The sequence below is a fragment of the Algihabitans sp. genome (genome assembly GCF_965226985.1).
GTDB lineage: Bacteria > Pseudomonadota > Alphaproteobacteria > Kiloniellales > DSM-21159 > Algihabitans.
Genome location: NZ_OZ245712.1, coordinates 2,872,080 through 2,889,684, shown reverse-complemented (window position 1 = coordinate 2,889,684; position 17,605 = coordinate 2,872,080). Strand labels below are relative to the sequence as shown.

The following is a 17,605-nucleotide window of genomic DNA, read 5'->3' as shown; positions in this document are numbered from 1 at the left end:
GCTGTTCTCCCCTATCTCGCGCCGAGGATGACGTCCGGCTCCGAGCGCGCGGCGGCGGCCCCGGCATTCATGGTCTTCATTCATATTCTTCTGGGCGTAAGTGTAGGGTTTGCGTTAGGACGCGGGCAAGCCAAGGCACTAAGGCCACCGAAACGACCAGCGAAACGACCACCTAAACGGCCGACGCGACAGGGGAGGGGACCTGCATGGCAGAGCAAGGGGAGCGGACTGCGGTGCCGGCGGCGGGAGCCGGACTGCGGCGGTTCGGCTATGCGGTCGTGCTGCTGGTGTCCTCGGCCGGCGGCCTGGTTCTGGAAATCGTCGCCGGGCGGATGATCGCCCCCTACGTCGGCATGTCGCTCTACACCTGGACGGCAGTGATCGCTGTGGTGCTGGCCGGCTTCTCGGTCGGTCACTGGATCGGCGGGATGATGACCGAAGGCAGTCTGCGCAGCTGCTACCGGCGACTGGCCTGGCTGCTGCTGGCCGCGGCGGTGTCGGCGGGGGCCTGTCTGCCGCTGATCCGGTTGGTCTCGCCTTTGGTGCTCGGCGGGACGGGGGATCCCATCTTCGCCATCGTGCTCTTCACGACCCTGCTGTTCTTTCTGCCCAGCCTCTTCGTCGGCACGGTCTCGCCGATCCTGACGCGCCTGGCGGTGTTGGAAATGCCGGCGCGGCCGGGCGTCGCCATCGGTCAGATGTTCGCGCTCGGCGCCATCGGATCGATCGCAGGCACCTTGCTCGCCGGCTATCTCTTCCTCTCCTGGATCGGCTCGACCTGGACGGTCGTGGCGGTGGCGGGCAGCTATCTCCTGCTCGCCCTGGGCTTTGCCGTGGCGGCCCGTCTGAGCAGCCTGGAGACGGCGGCCCTGGCGGCCGTGACCGGTGCGGCGCTGCTGGCGATCCTTTTGCCGAGCCAGAGACTCGCCGCCTTGACGCCGCCCTGTCTGACCGAGTCAGACTACTACTGCATCAACGCGGTCGACTTCACGGCGGAGGCGGGGCGGCCGGCCAAGCTGATGGTGATCGATCACCTGGCGCACGGCATCAACGACCGCGACGATCCGACGGTTCTGCATTCCTCCTACATCGACTTGATCGACGTGCTTCTGCCGGAACGGCTCGGCGAGCGGCTGGACGGTCCGGGCGGTTTCGACGCCCTCTTCATCGGGGGCGGAGCCTACACCTTGCCGCGCGCCTGGCAGGCCAAGTATCCCGCCGTGCGTCAGACGGTCGTTGAGATCGACCCGGCCGTGACGGAGGTCGCCGAGACGCATTTCTGGTTCGATCCTACAGGCATCGAACTACGCCATGAGGACGGTCGTCTCGCCTTGACCCGGATGCCGCCGCAACGGCGCTTCGACGTGATCGTCGGGGATGCCTTTCACGACTTCACGGCACCGCCCCACTTGGTGACGCGGGAATTCGCCCGGCTGTTACGCGGGCGGCTGACGCCCGGCGGCTTCTATGCCCAGAACCTGATCGACAGCTCCGAGGATCCACGCTTTCTCTATGCCTTCGTCGCGACCTTCCGACAGGTCTTCGACCACGTCGAGGTCTGGGTCGATCTCGATCAGCTCGGCGCCGGCGCGCGCAGCACTTTTCTCGTGGTCGCGGGCGATGCGGCAAGCTCGCGCCCGCAGCTTGGCTCGGCCCGCCATCGCTGGGTGGTCTGGCCCGACGAGATTCTCAACCCGCGCCTGGCAGCCGCCGAGGTGCCGTTTCTGACCGATGACTTCGCACCGGTCGGTCGGCTGATGCGCAGCCTTCTCGCGGACGATCTCTAAAGTCCGAAGCGCGATCCTGCTCCAAGGTGTCGGGGGCTGTGGTGTCGGGGGGCTGTCGTCCCGACCGGTCGGGAGGGCGAGGCTTTGCCGCCGCGTGCCATCGCTGTCTCCTCGACAGTCCAACGGCAGACGGTCGCGCGTGCTGGTGCGTCCGGCGTCGGCCGATAGCTGCTCCGCCAGTCTTCGCCCGCCTTCTCGATCGAATGCGATCTACCTAAAGTAGATCTCTGTTGTGATTGAAATACTTATAAACGAATACTTCATGATATCGGTCATACTCCAACAAACAATTTCATAATCAAGACTGTCTATGAAATTTACTGTCAGATTACGTAGCAATATTAGGTCTTGATTAACCCAATCGATCAATAGTTGAGGGGCGTCGTTGAGGTTGATTTGGGTCGGTCTGGATTGGGCAGGCCGACGGCTGATGAATACCGCCGAAGTACCGCGTCGGTACGGGTCTTTGTCGAGGGCTACGGCCGTCCGGCCGCCCGAGACGCTCGGTGATGAATGCAGTGCTCTACGCCAAGACGGTGAGCCGGAAGAGGAAGAAGACCGATGTCTGAGAACGTTGAGAAGACCGCCAAGGCTGGCGCTGCCAAAGTCCGCATGCCCTCCAGCGGAGGCGGTTTGCAGTGGCTTAAGAACATCAAGATCTCGACCCGCTTGATCTCAGGTTTCGCGGCCATCGCCATCCTGGGCGTCGCGACCGGCTTGGTGGGACTGCAGTTCATCACGCAGATCAACGGTACGCTCAACAACATCACCGACGTCACGGCGCCGACGGTCGAGACCGCCAGCGATCTGATCGCCAATATCTGGGAGGCCAACAAGGTCGCCGAGGAGATCATCGCCGACGAGTCGATCGAGAGCGCCCAAGGTCTTGCCGCGGAGTTCGAGGAACTCGCCGGCGAATACGAGGTTACTTACGTCGAACTGACCGGGCTGGTCGACGATCCCGATCTGCTGGACGAAATGGAGACCGCTCGGAAGGAACATACGGAGTTTCTCCAGAGTTCGCGGAGCATGATCGTCGCGCACCGCACGATGCTTGAGGAAGAGATCAAGGGTAAAAGGCTTCTGGATGAATTCGACCAGGCTGGCGGCGAACTGATTACCGCCTTGGACGAGTTCGCGCAGGAAAACGAGCAGGAGATGGCCAACGCAGAGGAGGAAGGCGATGTCCTGACCCGGCGCGGCGCCTCGGCCGCTCAGCTCAACGACATCCTTGGGCGCCTGTTCGAAGAGGACTATCCGGTCGTCGAAGCCGCTCTCAAGCTGCAGCGGATCGTCATGGAGATGCAGGATACGGCGGGTGAGTACCTCGCCGAGGAAGATCCGGCGAACCTGCCCGCGATCCAGACCAACTTCCTGGACTTGCACGCCTCCACCGATCCTTACGTGGAGGTCCTGGTCAGGCTGGCGGAGACGGATGAGGACAAAGCGGATGCGGAGAACCTGCAAGGTCTCTTCACCACCTGGATCGCCTTGGCGACGGAGAACGAGCGCCTGTTCGATACCCACCGCGACATGCTGCAGGCCGAACAGGAAGCGAAAGCTCTGACCGAGAGGCTCGAGACCGACGCGGACCGGGTCGCCATGGCTCTGGACGCCGTTGCCACGGCCGCCGACACCCTGAGCGACGGTGCCGACGAGGCCGCGGCCGAGGCCGTGACGGCAGCCAACACGATGATCGCCATCATGCTGGCCGTCTCTCTGCTGCTCTCCGGCGGTTTGATCGTGGTCGTCATCTCCACCGTGACCCGACCGATCGGTGCCATGACCTCGGCCATGCGGGTGCTTGCCGACGGCGACAAGACCGTGGAGATCCCGGCGGTCGGTCAGAAGGACGAGATCGGCGAGATGGCGGAGGCCGTTCAGGTCTTCAAGACCTCGATGATCGAGGCCGAGAAGCTGACTGCCGAACAGGCGGAGAAGGTGGAGAGGGCCCGCAAGGAACTGATGGGACAGATGGCCACCGATCTCGATGCGGCCGTGACCCAGGTGCTCCAGGGCGTCTCTGGCGCTGCGGAGGAGATGAACGCGACGGCGCAGTCGATGTCCTCGATCGCCGAGCAGACGAAGCTGCAGGCGACCTCGGCCTCCAGCGCCTCGAACGAAGCCTCGGCCAACGTCCAGACGGTGGCTTCGGCCTCGGAGGAGCTGAGCGGCTCGATCCGCGAGATCAGCCGTCAGGTCGAGCAGTCGGAGAGCATCTCCAAGAAGGCTGTGGAGCAGGCCAACGAGACCCAGGGCACGGTGCGTCAGCTGGCCTCGGCGGCGGAGCGGATCGGCGAGGTGGTGAGCCTGATCTCGGACATCGCGGAGCAGACGAACCTTCTGGCCCTGAACGCGACCATCGAGGCGGCACGTGCGGGCGAGGCGGGCAAGGGCTTCGCGGTGGTGGCGAGCGAGGTGAAGAACCTGGCGACCCAGACGGCCAAGGCGACCGAGGAGATCGGCCAGCAGATCGCCGAGGTGCAGTCCGCCACGGGCGGTGCGGTCGAGGCGATCGAGGTGATCGCCAAGACGGTTGAGGAGATTTCGACCATCGCGGGGACGATTGCGATTGCGGTGGACGAGCAGACCTCGGCGACGGGCGAGATCGCCCGCAACGTTCAGGAAGCGGCGACCGGCACCAGCGAGGTGACCCAGACCCTGGGCGGTGTCAACGAAGGCGCGGACGAGACCAGCCGGGCGGCCGGCGAGGTGCTCTCGGCGGTCGGCGAGCTCAGCCAGCAGACCAACAACCTGCGCAACGAAGTCGACTCCTTCGTGCAACGCCTGAAGTCGGCGTAGTAGGACCGTCTGAGATTGGATTGCGTTCTCGGCGACCTTCGTGGAGGGGTTCAAGAGGCGCGGGTCCGGAAGGTCCCGCGCCTCTTGTCTGCTCCGCAGACCTCTTCACGGTTTTATCGGACTGCTTCGGTAATTTACGAGCATAACGAGCTGAAACTATACTTTAGGGCTGCGCACTCTGCCTGAACAGGCTCGACGCATCAGCATTCACTGCTTGTATGATTGTACAGTTTTTCCATTTTTGTTGAGGTGGTCGTGTAGTTTCTCAAACACTGACAATATGGCCTTCTCACTTTTCGCGAAATCATTCTTAAATCTATAAACTTAAAGTGGAAATTCTTCAATACACCCGAAAAACAATGGTTTTCAGATACGATCCTCCGTTTATTCGCGTGTGTATTTACCTGTATCGCCATTCTCGCCAGATTTTTTTGACAAAGCGGATTTGTGATTAAGCCCCGATTAAGTGGCCGGGGCTATTCCTCGGAGTTCGTCGGCCACCTCCGGGCTAGCGCCGATCGACCCTCGAAAGGATTGGCCGCCGTGAAATTCCTCAACGACATCCCCATCAAAACCAAAACCTTCGGCGGTTTCGGCGTCGTGCTTTTGCTGCTGCTGTTGATTGGCGGCGGGGCTGTCTGGGCCTTGAGCAACGCCAGCGACACCTTTCAGCGCTATCGTGAATTGGCGCGCCAATCCAATGCGATGGCGTCGGTCGGCGAGGACATGATGCAGACGCGGATCGCGGTGAAGGATTTCCTGATCCGCGGCGACGAAGACAGCGTTTCGCGCGTACAGACCTCACAGGGCAGCGCGGTCGAGGCTGCCGCCGCGGCGAAGGAGGTGATCTACCTCCCGGAACGGCAAGAGATTCTCTCGCAGATCGCGGCTGGGCTGACCGAGTATCGAGAGGTCTTCGATAGGCTCGTGGTCATGCGGAATCGCCGCAACGCCCTGGTACACGACCAACTAAACGTCCTGGGCCCGGACATGCGCAAAAAGCTGACGGAGGTGATGGACAGCGCTTACGCCGACGGCGATGTCGACGTGGCCTTCTATGCCGGCAGTTCCCAGGAACATCTGATGCTCGCGCGCTTCTACGTCCAGAAGTTCCTAATCGACAATCAGGAGTCCGACTATCAACGGGCGCTCACGGAGTTCTCTCAGATGAACGAGGCCCTGGACCGGCTGCTGGGCGAGTTGCAGAATCCTGCGCGACGTCGGCTGGTCTCCGCGGCAATGGAGGAGGTTCAGAGTTATCGCGAGGCCTACGCTGAGGTTCACGAGCTGATTCTGGAACGCAATGTGCTCATCGCGGAACGCCTCGACGTCATCGGTCCTCAGGTGATGTTGGCTGTTGCGGAATTGACGGAACTGGCGCGTGCCGAGCAGGACCGGCTTGGTCCGGAGGCGACCGCGGCGGTGCAGAACGCCGTGGTGACGTTGCTTGGCGCCGTGGTGGTGGCTTTGCTGCTCGGTGCTGCGGCCGCTTGGCTGATCGGGACCGGGATCGCCCGCCCCATCGCGGCCATCACGGCGGCGATGCGCAGCCTCGCCAATGGCGACAAGACCGTTGAGATCCCGGCGGTCGGCCAGAAGGACGAAGTCGGCGAGATGGCGGAGGCCCTGCAGTCGTTCCGGCTTTCGATGATCGAGGCCGAACGTCTGGCTGCGGAGCAGGACCAGCGGACCGAGGCGACCCGTAAGGAGCTGATGGGGCAGATGGCCACCGACCTCGATGCGGCCGTCGCCGGTATTCTCCAAGGCGTCTCTGGCGCTGCGGAGGAGATGAACGCGACGGCGCAGTCGATGTCCTCGATCGCCGAGCAGACGAAGCTGCAGGCGACCTCGGCCTCCAGTGCCTCGACCGAAGCCTCGGCCAACGTCCAGACGGTGGCCTCGGCCTCGGAGGAGCTGAGCGGCTCGATCCGCGAGATCAGCCGCCAGGTCGAGCAGTCGGAAAGCATCTCCAAGAAGGCTGTGGAGCAGGCCAACGAGACCCAGGGCACGGTGCGTCAGCTGGCCTCGGCGGCGGAGCGGATCGGCGAGGTGGTGAGCTTGATCTCCGACATCGCGGAGCAGACGAACCTGCTGGCGCTGAACGCGACCATCGAGGCGGCGCGTGCTGGCGAGGCGGGTAAGGGCTTCGCGGTGGTGGCGAGCGAAGTGAAGAACTTGGCGACCCAGACGGCCAAGGCGACCGAGGAGATCGGCCAGCAAATCGCCGAGGTGCAGTCTGCGACCGGCGGTGCGGTCGAGGCGATCGAGGTGATCGCCAAGACGGTGGAGGAGATTTCGACCATCGCGGGGACGATTGCGATCGCGGTGGACGAGCAGACCTCGGCGACGGGCGAGATCGCCCGCAACGTTCAGGAGGCGGCGACCGGCACCAGCGAGGTGACCCAGACGCTTTCCAGCGTGAATGACGGTGCGGACGAGACCAGCCGGGCGGCCGGCGAAGTGCTCTCGGCGGTCGGCGAGCTCAGCCAGCAGACCAATAACCTGCGCAACGAAGTCGATTCCTTCGTGCAACGCCTGAAGTCGGCGTAAACGGTTCCGCCAACCGCGTCTGATCTAGCGCAAGGCCCCGAAGTCCGTCGTCCCTCTAGTCTGCGGCCTGGTTCAAGGGCTGAACGACTGGCGCATATCGATGGACTCCGGGGCTTTTCCGCGCGCAGTTTCGCGCCGCCAGTACGATCTTGTGATTTTCGATCTCGACGGGGTGCTGACCGATACGGCGGCGCTGCATGCGCGCGCCTGGACCGCCCTGTTCGACCGCTTTCTGACGGATCGGGGGCTTGGCCCGCCCTTCGATCCCGAGCTGGACTATCGCCGCTATGTGGATGGCCGCCCGCGTCTGGACGGCATTCGCTCCTTTCTGGCCGCCCGCCGAATTGCTGTCGAACCCGAGACCCTGGACCGGCTTGCCGCCGAGAAAAACGCCACTTTCCGAAGCCTGCTGGAAGCCGAGGGGGTGCCGCTCCTGCCCGTCAACATCGCCTTTCTGCGGCAGGTTCGGGCGGCGGGCTTCCGCACGGCCGTGGTCTCCGCCAGCCGAAATGCCCCGGCGATCCTGGAGGCGGCCGGGCTGCTGGAGGCCGTCGACACCTTGATCAGCGGCGTGACCTCGGCCCAGGAAGGCTTGGCGGGCAAACCGGCACCCGATACCTTTCTGGCTGCCGCCGCGCGCCTGGGCATTGAGCCGAGCCGCGCTGTGGTCGTAGAAGATGCCGAGGCCGGCGTGGAGGCGGCTCGCGCCGGCGGTTTCGGGCTGGTGATCGGCATAGCGGGGCGCGGCGGACCGGCGGCTGTCGGGGCCGCTTTGGCGCAGCGGGGGGCGGATCTGGTGGTCGACGATCTGAGCGAAGTGGCGGTCCGTGCGGCCGGCCAGGATGCTGCAGCGCTGCGGCCGGTGACCGAGCTGCCCTCGGCGCTCGAAGGGATCGAGGCGCTTCGCGCGACCGCCGGCAAACGCAGCTTCGCCTTCTTCCTGGACTACGACGGCACGCTAACCGGCATCGTCGAGCGCCCCGATCTGGCCGTCTTGGCGCCTGAAATGCGAACGGTGCTGACGAACCTGGCCAGCCGCTTCACAGTGGCTGTCGTCAGCGGCCGGGGTTTGGAGGACGTGCGCAAGCTGGTCGGCGTCCCGGGCCTGATCTACGCTGGCAGCCATGGCTTCGAGATCGAGGGCCCCGCCGGTCTCTCGGTACAGGCCGAACACGGCACCGACTATCTGCCCGCGCTCGATGCCATCGAGGCGGCGCTGCGCAGCGGCCTGGAGCCCCTCGCCGGGGCGCTGGTTGAACGCAAGCGCTTCTCCGTGGCGGTCCACTACCGCCTGGTTGCGCCGGACGATCAGCCGCGGTTCGAGGAGGTGGTCGACGGGGTGCTGGCCGCCCATCCGGAGTTCCGCAAGGGTCTCGGCAAGAAGGTCTACGAGCTGCAGCCCGACATCGAGTGGGACAAGGGGCGGGCTGTGCGCTGGGTGATCGATGCGCTCCGCCTCGACCTGCGAGAGGTCCTGCCGATCTACATCGGCGACGACGTGACCGACGAGGACGCCTTTCGCGCCCTGGCCGACGACGGTCTCGGCATTCTGGTGCGCGACGGGGCGGCGGCCCGGACGGCGGCGCGCTATACCCTGGCCTCGCCGGAGGAGGTCGGGCGCTTCTTCGCGCTGCTGCTGGAGCGGGACGCGTGAGCGGCTGGTCGCTGGTCTACGACACCTTCGATCCCAAGGCAGAGGGGCTGCGTGAGGCGCTCTGTACGCTCGGCAACGGCTACTTCGCCGTGCGCGGCGCGGCCGACGAGACGGAGGCCGGCGGGCCGCACTATCCCGGCACCTACCTGGCGGGCGGCTACAACCGTCTGGTCAGCGACGTCAGCGGCAGGCCGGTCGAAAACGAGGATCTGGTCAACTTCCCCAACTGGCTGCCGGTCGCCTTCCGCCATCTCACGGGGGAGGGCGCCACGGGAGAGGGCGCCGCCCCCTGGTTCGATCTGCAGGCCCTGGAGCTTCTCGAATACCGCCAGGAACTCGACATGGCCGGCGGACTGCTGCACCGCCGTCTGCGGGTCAAGGATTCTGCCGGACGTATCAGCCGGATCGAAAGCAGCCGTCTGGTCTCGATGGATCAGCCGAATCTGGCCGCCCAGGCTTGGTCCCTGACGCCGGAAAACTGGAGCAGCCCTATCGAGCTGCGCGCCGCGCTCGACGGGCGTGTGGTCAACGGCGGCGTTCCCCGCTATCGCAGTCTGCGCAGCCAGCATCTGGTGCCGGGGGCCAGCGGTCTGGAACCCGACGGCGTTCTGCATCTCGAGGTGGAGACAAGCCAGTCCCGCCTGCGCATGGTTCAGGCCGCGCGCCTGCGCCTGTCCAGCGGCGGCGCTCCTCTGAACGTGAGCCCCGAGCCCGATCTTACGGAAGGCTACGCGGGGGCCCGCTTCCGGCTGATGGCCCAGGAAGGCGAGGCTGTCGAGCTGGAGAAGATCGTTGCGCTTTTCACCAGCCGCGACCGGGCCGTCAGCGAGCCCCGGCTCGCCGCGCTCGATCTTGCGCGCCGGGCGGACGACTTCGCTCGGCTGGCGCAACGCCATGCCCTCGTCTGGTCGCAGCTCTGGCGCCGTTTCGACATGCGGATCTCCAACAATACGGAGACCGAGACCGAGGAGATGAACCGCATCCTTCGGCTGCACGTCTTTCATCTGCTGCAGGTCTGCAGCCCGCACATCTGCGATCTGGATGTCGGCGTTCCGGCGCGCGGCCTGCATGGCGAAGCCTATCGCGGGCATATCTTCTGGGACGAGCTCTACATCTTCCCCTTGCTGAATCAGCGTCTGCCGGAGATCACGCGCGAGCTTCTGCTCTACCGCTACCGTCGGCTCGGCTCGGCGCGGCGGTTGGCGCAAGAGGCCGGCCATGCCGGTGCCATGTATCCCTGGCAGTCGGGCAGCGACGGGCGGGAGGAGACCCAGCAGGTCCATCTCAATCCCAAGTCGGGCCGCTGGCTGCCGGACAACAGCCAGCGCCAGCGGCACGTCAATGCGGCCATCGCCTACAACGTCTGGCAATACGTCCAGGCGACCGACGACCTGGAGTTCCTCAGCGCCTACGGTGCCGAGATGCTGCTGGAAATCGCCCGCTTCTGGGCCTCAATAAGCGAACGCGCCGGCAGCCAACCCGATGGCACGGGCGAACGCTGGATGATCGATGGCGTGATGGGGCCGGACGAATATCACGACGGCTATCCCGGTCAGGAAGAGGGCGGTCTGCGCAACAACGCCTACACCAACGTCATGGTGTCCTGGCTGTTGCGCCGTGCGCGCGAGGTCCTGGAGCGCCTGCCCTTCCATGATCGCGACGAACTCTGCGAGCGCCTGCGTCTCGGCGACGACGAACTGGCGCGCTGGGAGGAGATCGCCGACGGTCTGACCCTCTGCTTCCACGAGGACGAGGATGGCCAGCCGGTCATCAGCCAGTTCGAGGGCTACGGCGATCTGCTGGAGTTCGACTGGGTCGGCTACGCCGCCAAGTACGGCGACATCCAGCGGCTCGACCGGATCCTGGAGGCGGAGGGAGACACGCCGAACCGCTACAAGCTCTCGAAGCAGGCCGACGTCCTGATGCTCTTCTACCTCTTCTCGGCGCGCGAGCTGCGCGCCCTGATCGAGGGCATGGGCTATACCTGGGACGACCGTTTGATCGAGCGGACCATCGCCTACTATTCGGCGCGCACGTCGCACGGCTCGACCCTCAGCCGGGTGGTAGAGTCCTGGGTCATGGCGCGAATCGACCGCCGGCGTTCCTGGCAACTTTTCTGCGAGGCGCTGCGGAGCGACGTCTTCGACATTCAGGGCGGCACGACCGCCGAGGGCATTCACCTGGGCGCCATGGCCGGCACGGTGGACTTGGTCCAGCGCGGCTACACCGGGCTGGAGCTGGCGGACGACGTGCTCTGGTTCAATCCCCGCCTGCCCGACGAGCTGTCTCATTTGGAGATGGAGCTGCGCTATCGCGGGCACTTTCTGCAGATCTCGGTCGGCAGGGACCGTCTGCGCGTCGTCGCCTCGAACCACGTGGCTCAACCGATCCGAATCGGTTTCGACGGTCGCATCCACGACATCTCCCATGGCGAGGAGCTTGAGTTCGCGCTCTCGCCGTCGAATCATGAGCCCGCTCCCGATGCAGCGGCGGAGGTCGCCAAGGGCGGCGGTTCGAAGCGGGCCATGGGCTAGGCGGTGACTCGCCCGGCTGCCGCGAAGGCGAGCCTGCGGCTGGTCCCGCGACAGGGTTTCGCAGAGCTATGATCGACCAGCGCGAAGTCGCCGACTTTCTCGGCCGGAGCGACAGTTACGCGCCCCCGCCGGCGAAGGTCGAGCGCATCGACACCCATGCGGCTCTGGTCTTCCTGGCCGGCGAGCGTGCCTACAAGATCAAACGTGCCGTGCGCTTTTCCTTCATGGACTTCTCGACGCGGGAGAAGCGGGCAGCGGCCATCCTGCAGGAGCTACGCCTGAACCGCCGCGCGGCCCCGGATCTCTATCTCGGCGTCACGCCGATTCTACGCCGGGGGGCGGACCTCGTCCTCGGCGACCCGGTCGCGGATCCGGCGGACGGCTTCGTCCTGTCGCCGGAGACCGAGGAACTCGCCGTGGTCATGCGCCGCTTCGACCGGGACGGGCAGTTCGACCACTTGGCGGAGCGGGGTCGCCTGGACGGCGCTTTGATCGAGGCTCTGGTTCGGCAGGTGGTGGACCTGCAGGCGCAGGCCGATCCGGTCGCCGATTACGGTGGGGCCGAGGGGCTCCGCCGGGTGATCGCGGAGAACGAGGAAGACTTCGCGGCCGTCTCCGACATCCTGCCGGCGGATCGCGTGGCGCGGCTCATCTCGTCCTGTCGCGCGCATCTGGAGCGTGCGGCCGCGCTGCTCGACGCGCGTCGCGACGCGGGCTTTGTGCGTCGCTGTCACGGCGATCTTCACCTGCGCAACATCGTGCTGCTGGACGGCCGACCGACGCTGTTCGACTGCATCGAGTTCAGCACGGCTATTGCGACCGTCGACCTGGGATACGACCTGGCCTTCCTTCTGATGGATCTCGACCAGCGGGGGCTGCGTCCGCTCGCCAACCGGGCGTTCAACGGCTACCTGGAGGCGGCGGCGCGGGCCGGGCTCGGCGGCCCCGACTGGCTGGCGGCCTTGCCGCTGTTCCTCAGCCTGCGCGCCGGGGTACGTGCCAAGGTGACCGCGCCGGCGGTTGCGACCCAGCGCGATGCGGCATCGGCCGAGGCGCTTCGGCGCGAGGCCCTGGATTACCTCTCGGCGGCCGAAGGCTACCTGGCGCCGCCGCCGCCCCGTCTGCTTGCGGTGGGCGGTCTGTCGGGCAGCGGCAAGTCGACGCTGGCGCGCGCGCTGGCGCCGGCGCTGGGCGCTTCGCCGGGCGCCGTGGTGCTGCGCAGCGATCAGATTCGAAAGCGTCTGGCCGGGGCCTGCGAGACCCGGCCTCTACCGCCGGAGGCCTATAGCGCTGCCGGCTCCGCCGCTGTCTACGCTGAGATGGCCCGGCTGGCCGCCGTCGTCCTGGCAAGCGGTCACGCCGTCGTGCTGGATGCTGTTGCGGCACGGCCCGAGGAACGCCGGGCCTTTCGTCGGCTGGCCGACTCCGCCGGACTGCGGTTCGACGGCCTCTGGCTGGAGGCGCCGGCCGAGACGCTGAAGCGTCGTGTCTCGGCACGCCGGGCAGACGCCTCGGACGCCGACGCGACCGTCGTCGAGCGGCAGCTCGGCTACGACCTGGGCGAGCTGGACTGGACCCGCCTTTACGCCGAGGGCGGTCCGGAGACGGTCCTGAAACGCGCCAGGCGTTCGCTCGACCTTGGTTGATCGTGCCGGGCCTGAACGCGCCGGGGCTTGACCGTGCCGGGGCTTGACCGTGCCGGTCGTCGAGACTGCGTCAGTCTTCCGAGACGAGATCCTTGTAGGCGTGCCAGGTCGCGTGGCCGATCAGCGGCAGCGTGATGATCAGGCCGAAGTAGAAGGTCAGCAGGCCTGCGGCGGTGAAGAGCACGATCAGCGAGGCCCAGACCATCATGGGGAAGAAGTTCTGCCGCACGGCCTCGACGCTGGTCACGATGGCGGCCATGACGTTGATGTCGCGATCCATCAGCATCGGGACCGAGACGGCCGAGATGGCGAAGGCGATGACCGCCAGCACGGCGCCCACGGCGGTTCCCGTCAGCAGGAAGGGAATGGTGATGTCCGACAGGAACACGTCGGCCAGGAAATGGTCCGGGCGCGGCGGCTCGTAGGCGAAGAAGAGCATGAAGATCAGGAAGGCCAGACGCATCCAGGCGATCCAGAGTACCAGGCCGGCCATGCCGATCAGGGCCGTCTGGCCGAGGTTGCGGTTCCAGCCGGTCAGCGCGAGACGCATCGAGGTGGGCTCGCCCGCCTGCAGACGGCGAGAGGTTTCGTAGAGACCCACCGCCAGAACCGGCGCGACCAGCAGGAAGCCGCCGGCCAGCGGCAGCACGACTTGCCAGAACAGCTCGAGTTGGTAGGAGATGCCGAGCAACAGGAACCCGACCACCGCGAAGGCGGCGCCGTAGCCGAGTCCGACCGCCGGTGCCGCGCGCAGATCCTGCCAACCCGCGGCCAACCAGGCCCAGGGGCGATCGACGCTGATCTTGCGGATCTTCGGCAGCGGCTGGCCGAAGACGGGCACGATCTCGTCGGTCTGCGGGTTCAGATCGTCTTGCGTGTTGTCCTGTGTCGTCATCCCGACGGAATCCTCTTACTGGTCCTCTAAGGTGGACGCCTTCGAGTTGGACGCTGTCTCGGCGGTTTCGGCCGGATCTCCGGACCGTAGCGCCAAGTTGCGACTAACTCCTAAAATCACCTGTGCGGTCGATGTGTCGCATTCACTTACAGTCTAGCTGTCCCCGGACAGTATTGACAGCTTGTCGACCTGCCTGCTGCGGCAATTTGCCTGCCCCCACCCTGCAATGGAGCGCGTAAAGACCTTCTCGGGCATTGACGCACGTCAATGTGCCGGGCCGGGTCCCTGGAGTTGTCTGGCGGATGTTGGCGGGGACAGGTGCGTCTGCTTGTGCGCGGTTGGACCGGGGAAGTTTCTCGCGCGACAGAGTGGAATACTTAAAGAACAGCAAGAAAGGTCGCGCTTCATGAGCGACATTGCGGCAACCGCGACGGCTGGGGCAGGGTCAGAACGCTCGACGGCGCTCGACTACGCCGACGACGTCATCCGCCTCTTCGTCATCGCGACGGTCTTCTGGGGCGTGGTGGGCTTCCTGATGGGCGTGATCATCGCCTTTCAGCTCGCCTATCCGGCACTGAACTTCAACGAGTCCTGGACGACCTTCGGGCGGCTGCGGCCGGTCCACACCTCCGGCGTGATCTTCGGCTTCGGCGGCAACGCGCTGATCGCCACCTCGCTCTATGTCGTGCAGCGTACCTGCCGGGCACGGCTGTTCGGTGGGGAGGAGGGCGCGGCCTTCATCTTCTTCGGCTACCAACTCTTCCTGGTCATGGCCGCCTGGGGCTACATCAACGGCATCACCCAGGGCCGCGAGTACGCCGAGCCGGAGTGGTACGTCGACCTCTGGCTGACGATCGTCTGGGTCGTCTACCTGGTCGTCTTCGCCGGCACGATCTTTAGGCGCCGCGAGCCGCACATCTACGTGGCCAACTGGTTCTACCTGGCCTTCATCGTGACCATCGCGATGCTGCACATCGTCAACAACCTGGCGGTGCCGGTCTCCTTCACCGGGGCGAAGAGCTACTCGCTCTTCTCCGGCGTGCAGGACGCCCTGCTGCAGTGGTGGTACGGCCATAACGCGGTGGGCTTCTTCCTGACCGCCGGCTTCCTGGGCATGATGTACTACTTCGTGCCCAAGCAGGCCGAGCGGCCGGTCTACTCCTACCGCCTTTCGATCATCCACTTCTGGGCGCTGATCTTCCTCTACATCTGGGCCGGTCCGCACCACCTCCACTACACCAGCCTGCCGGACTGGACGCAGACCCTGGGCATGACCTTCTCGGTGATGCTCTGGATGCCGTCCTGGGGCGGTATGATCAACGGACTGATGACCCTGTCGGGCGCCTGGGACAAGTTGCGCACCGACCCGGTCTTGCGCTTCCTCGTCACCTCGGTCGCCTTCTACGGCATGAGCACCTTCGAAGGGCCGCTGATGTCGGTGAAGCCGGTCAACGCCCTCAGCCACTACACCGACTGGACCGTCGGTCACGTGCATTCGGGCGCGCTCGGCTGGGTCGCCTTCATCACCTTCGGCGCGCTCTACTACCTGGTGCCGAAGATGTGGGGCGCCCGGCGGCTCTACTCGATCCGGCTGGTCGGCTATCACTTCTGGATCTCGACCATCGGCATCCTGCTCTACATCACGGCGATGTGGATCAGCGGCATCATGCAGGGCCTGATGTGGCGCTCCTACGACGAGCTCGGCTTCCTGGTCTACTCCTTCGTCGAGACCGTCGAGGCGATGCATCCCTTCTATGTGATCCGGGCGATGGGCGGGGTCCTGTTCCTCGTCGGCTCCCTGATCATGGTCTACAACCTGATCCGCACGGCGCGTGGCGAAATCCGTGACGAGCGGCCGATTCTGACCCGTCCCGTGTCATCCGCCGCGGCCGGTCAGGCAGCCGAGTAAAGGGGGCGCCACGATGTTCAAGCATCATCATATCGTCGAGAAGAACCTGTCCCTCATGACGGTGCTCGTCCTGATCACCGTCTCCATCGGCGGGCTGGTCGAGATCACGCCGCTCTTCACCATCGAGAGCACCATCGAGCGGGTGGAGGGCGTGCGCCCCTACACCCCGCTCGAACTGGCCGGACGCAACATCTACATCCGGGAGGGCTGCTACACCTGCCATTCGCAGCAGGTGCGTCCCTTCCGCGACGAGGTGGAGCGCTACGGGCACTACTCACTGGCGGCGGAGTCGATGTACGACCATCCCTTCCAATGGGGCTCGAAACGTACCGGGCCGGACCTGGCCAGGGTGGGCGGCAAGTACTCCAACGAATGGCATGTCGCGCACATGATCGACCCGCGCGCGGTGGTGCCGGAATCCATTATGCCGCCCTACGCCTTCATGCTGGAGCGGACCTTGGATCCGAGCGAGAAGGCGGCGCATCTGGAGGCTAAGCAGATCGTCGGCGTGCCCTACGACGAGGAGATGGTGGCGGAAGCGGCGAACGACATGCAGGCGCAGGCTGATCCGAACGCGGATCACTCCGGCCTGCTGCAGCGTTACCCCAAGGCCGTGGTGGGCGATCTTGACGGCGATCCCACGCGTCTGACCGAGATGGACGCCATCATCGCCTACCTCCAGATCCTCGGTCAGATGGTCGACTTCACCGAGGTCGAACCGGAGCAACTGGTCCAGTGATCGAACAGCTCTACGGGTTCGCCACCAGTCTCTGGCTGGTTCTGCTCGTCGTGATCTTCAGCGGCATTGTCCTCTGGGTCCTCTGGCCCAGCCGGCGCCGCAAGTCGCAGATGCAGAACTACGCCGATATCCCATTCCGCGAGGCGCCGAAGATGGAAAAGGACGCCGGCCGGGACGATCAGAAGGACGGATAGCGCGATGCCGACGAAAATCGAAAAAGACCGGCTGACCGGCAAGGACACGACCGGCCACGAGTGGGACGGCATCAAGGAACTGAACACGCCCCTGCCCAAGTGGTGGCTCTACGTGTTCTACGCCTGCATCGTCTGGTCGATCGGCTACATGGTGCTCTATCCGGCGATTCCGCTCGGCACGACCTACACCAAGGGTCTGCTCGGCTGGTCCAGCCGCGATCAGGTGCGCGATCAGATCGCCGATGCCCGCGAGCGCCAGGGCGAGTTCCTGGTCGGCGTGCAGGAGGCCTCTCTGGAGGAAATCCGGGCCGACAGCACGCTCTTCACCTTCGCCCAGCGCGGCGGGGCCATCGCCTTCGCCGACAACTGCGCGGCCTGTCACGGCGCCGCCGGTCAGGGCAACGACGGTGGCTTTCCGGTTCTGGCCGACGATGCCTGGATCTGGGGCGGTTCGCTCGATGCCATCCACCAGACCATCGCTCACGGCGTGCGTTGGGAGGAGAATCCCGAGACCCGCTTCAACATGATGCCGGCCTACGGCGACGGCCTGTTGGCGCCGGAGGAAATCGAGCAGGTGACCGACTACGTTCTCTCCCTGTCAGGCCGGGCGCCAGAGGGTGCGGACCTGGAGCCGGGGGCCGAGATCTACGCCATTCAGTGCTCGGCCTGTCACGGCGAGCAGGGCGAGGGCATCACGGACCTGGGCGGTCCCAACCTGAGCGATGCCATCTGGCTCTACGGCGGCGAGCGCGACGAGGTCTTGGCCCAGATCGTCAATCCGCAGCACGGTGTCATGCCGCCCTTCGGCGGCCGTCTCGAAAGCGAGACCGTGAAGATGCTGGCGATCTACGTCCACTCGCTGGGCGGCGGTCAGTAGGACGAGCCGAGCTCGGCG

11 protein-coding genes are annotated in these 17,605 nt (G+C 65.4%); 10 read left to right on the top strand and 1 reads right to left on the bottom strand.

Going from position 1 to position 17,605, the window contains the following annotated elements:
• The first annotated feature begins 206 nt into the window (after positions 1-206).
• The 6 genes from ACO054_RS13160 (at position 207) to ACO054_RS13135 (ending at position 12,973) form a co-directional block, all read left to right on the top strand.
• Positions 207-1,787 carry a fused MFS/spermidine synthase gene (locus tag ACO054_RS13160; RefSeq protein ID WP_421707039.1) on the top strand — a complete coding sequence of 527 codons (1,581 nt, stop codon included), beginning with the start codon at positions 207-209 and terminating at the stop codon, positions 1,785-1,787.
• A gap of 561 nt (positions 1,788-2,348) precedes the next feature.
• On the top strand, positions 2,349-4,589 hold the full coding sequence (locus ACO054_RS13155) for a HAMP domain-containing methyl-accepting chemotaxis protein (RefSeq protein ID WP_421707038.1): 2,241 nt from the start codon (positions 2,349-2,351) through the stop codon (positions 4,587-4,589).
• Positions 4,590-5,132: 543 nt separating this feature from the next.
• Positions 5,133-7,139 (top strand): methyl-accepting chemotaxis protein, encoded by a 2,007-nt coding sequence (locus tag ACO054_RS13150; RefSeq protein WP_421707037.1) that lies wholly within the window; start codon positions 5,133-5,135, stop codon positions 7,137-7,139.
• Positions 7,140-7,239: 100 nt separating this feature from the next.
• On the top strand, positions 7,240-8,793 hold the full coding sequence (gene otsB / locus ACO054_RS13145; RefSeq protein WP_421707035.1) for a trehalose-phosphatase: 1,554 nt from the start codon (positions 7,240-7,242) through the stop codon (positions 8,791-8,793).
• Positions 8,790-11,327 carry a glycoside hydrolase family 65 protein gene (locus ACO054_RS13140; RefSeq protein ID WP_421707034.1) on the top strand — a complete coding sequence of 846 codons (2,538 nt, stop codon included), beginning with the start codon at positions 8,790-8,792 and terminating at the stop codon, positions 11,325-11,327. The genes otsB and ACO054_RS13140 overlap by 4 nt, the downstream gene beginning before the upstream one ends.
• A gap of 68 nt (positions 11,328-11,395) precedes the next feature.
• Positions 11,396-12,973 carry an AAA family ATPase gene (locus ACO054_RS13135; protein WP_421707033.1) on the top strand — a complete coding sequence of 526 codons (1,578 nt, stop codon included), beginning with the start codon at positions 11,396-11,398 and terminating at the stop codon, positions 12,971-12,973.
• 70 nt (positions 12,974-13,043) lie between these two features.
• Here the strand turns inward: ACO054_RS13135 and ACO054_RS13130 are convergent, their stop codons facing one another.
• Entirely contained in the window at positions 13,044-13,868 is an 825-nt protein-coding gene (locus tag ACO054_RS13130; protein WP_421707032.1) for a DUF2189 domain-containing protein, read from the bottom strand.
• A 406-nt stretch (positions 13,869-14,274) separates the two neighbouring features.
• Between ACO054_RS13130 and ccoN the strand changes: the two genes are divergently transcribed.
• From ccoN to ccoP, 4 genes are read left to right on the top strand one after another with little or no spacing between them, the layout of a single operon-like run.
• Positions 14,275-15,777, top strand: coding sequence for a cytochrome-c oxidase, cbb3-type subunit I (ccoN, locus tag ACO054_RS13125; RefSeq protein ID WP_421707031.1), 1,503 nt, complete (start codon positions 14,275-14,277; stop codon positions 15,775-15,777).
• A gap of 13 nt (positions 15,778-15,790) precedes the next feature.
• Positions 15,791-16,516, top strand: coding sequence for a cytochrome-c oxidase, cbb3-type subunit II (gene ccoO, locus ACO054_RS13120; protein ID WP_421707030.1), 726 nt, complete (start codon positions 15,791-15,793; stop codon positions 16,514-16,516).
• Positions 16,513-16,710, top strand: a complete 198-nt coding sequence (locus tag ACO054_RS13115; RefSeq protein ID WP_421707029.1) for a cbb3-type cytochrome c oxidase subunit 3 — start codon at positions 16,513-16,515, stop codon at positions 16,708-16,710. Before ccoO ends, ACO054_RS13115 begins: the two co-directional genes overlap by 4 nt.
• A gap of 4 nt (positions 16,711-16,714) precedes the next feature.
• Positions 16,715-17,587, top strand: coding sequence for a cytochrome-c oxidase, cbb3-type subunit III (gene ccoP / locus ACO054_RS13110; RefSeq protein ID WP_421707028.1), 873 nt, complete (start codon positions 16,715-16,717; stop codon positions 17,585-17,587).
• Positions 17,588-17,605 lie beyond the last annotated feature (18 nt).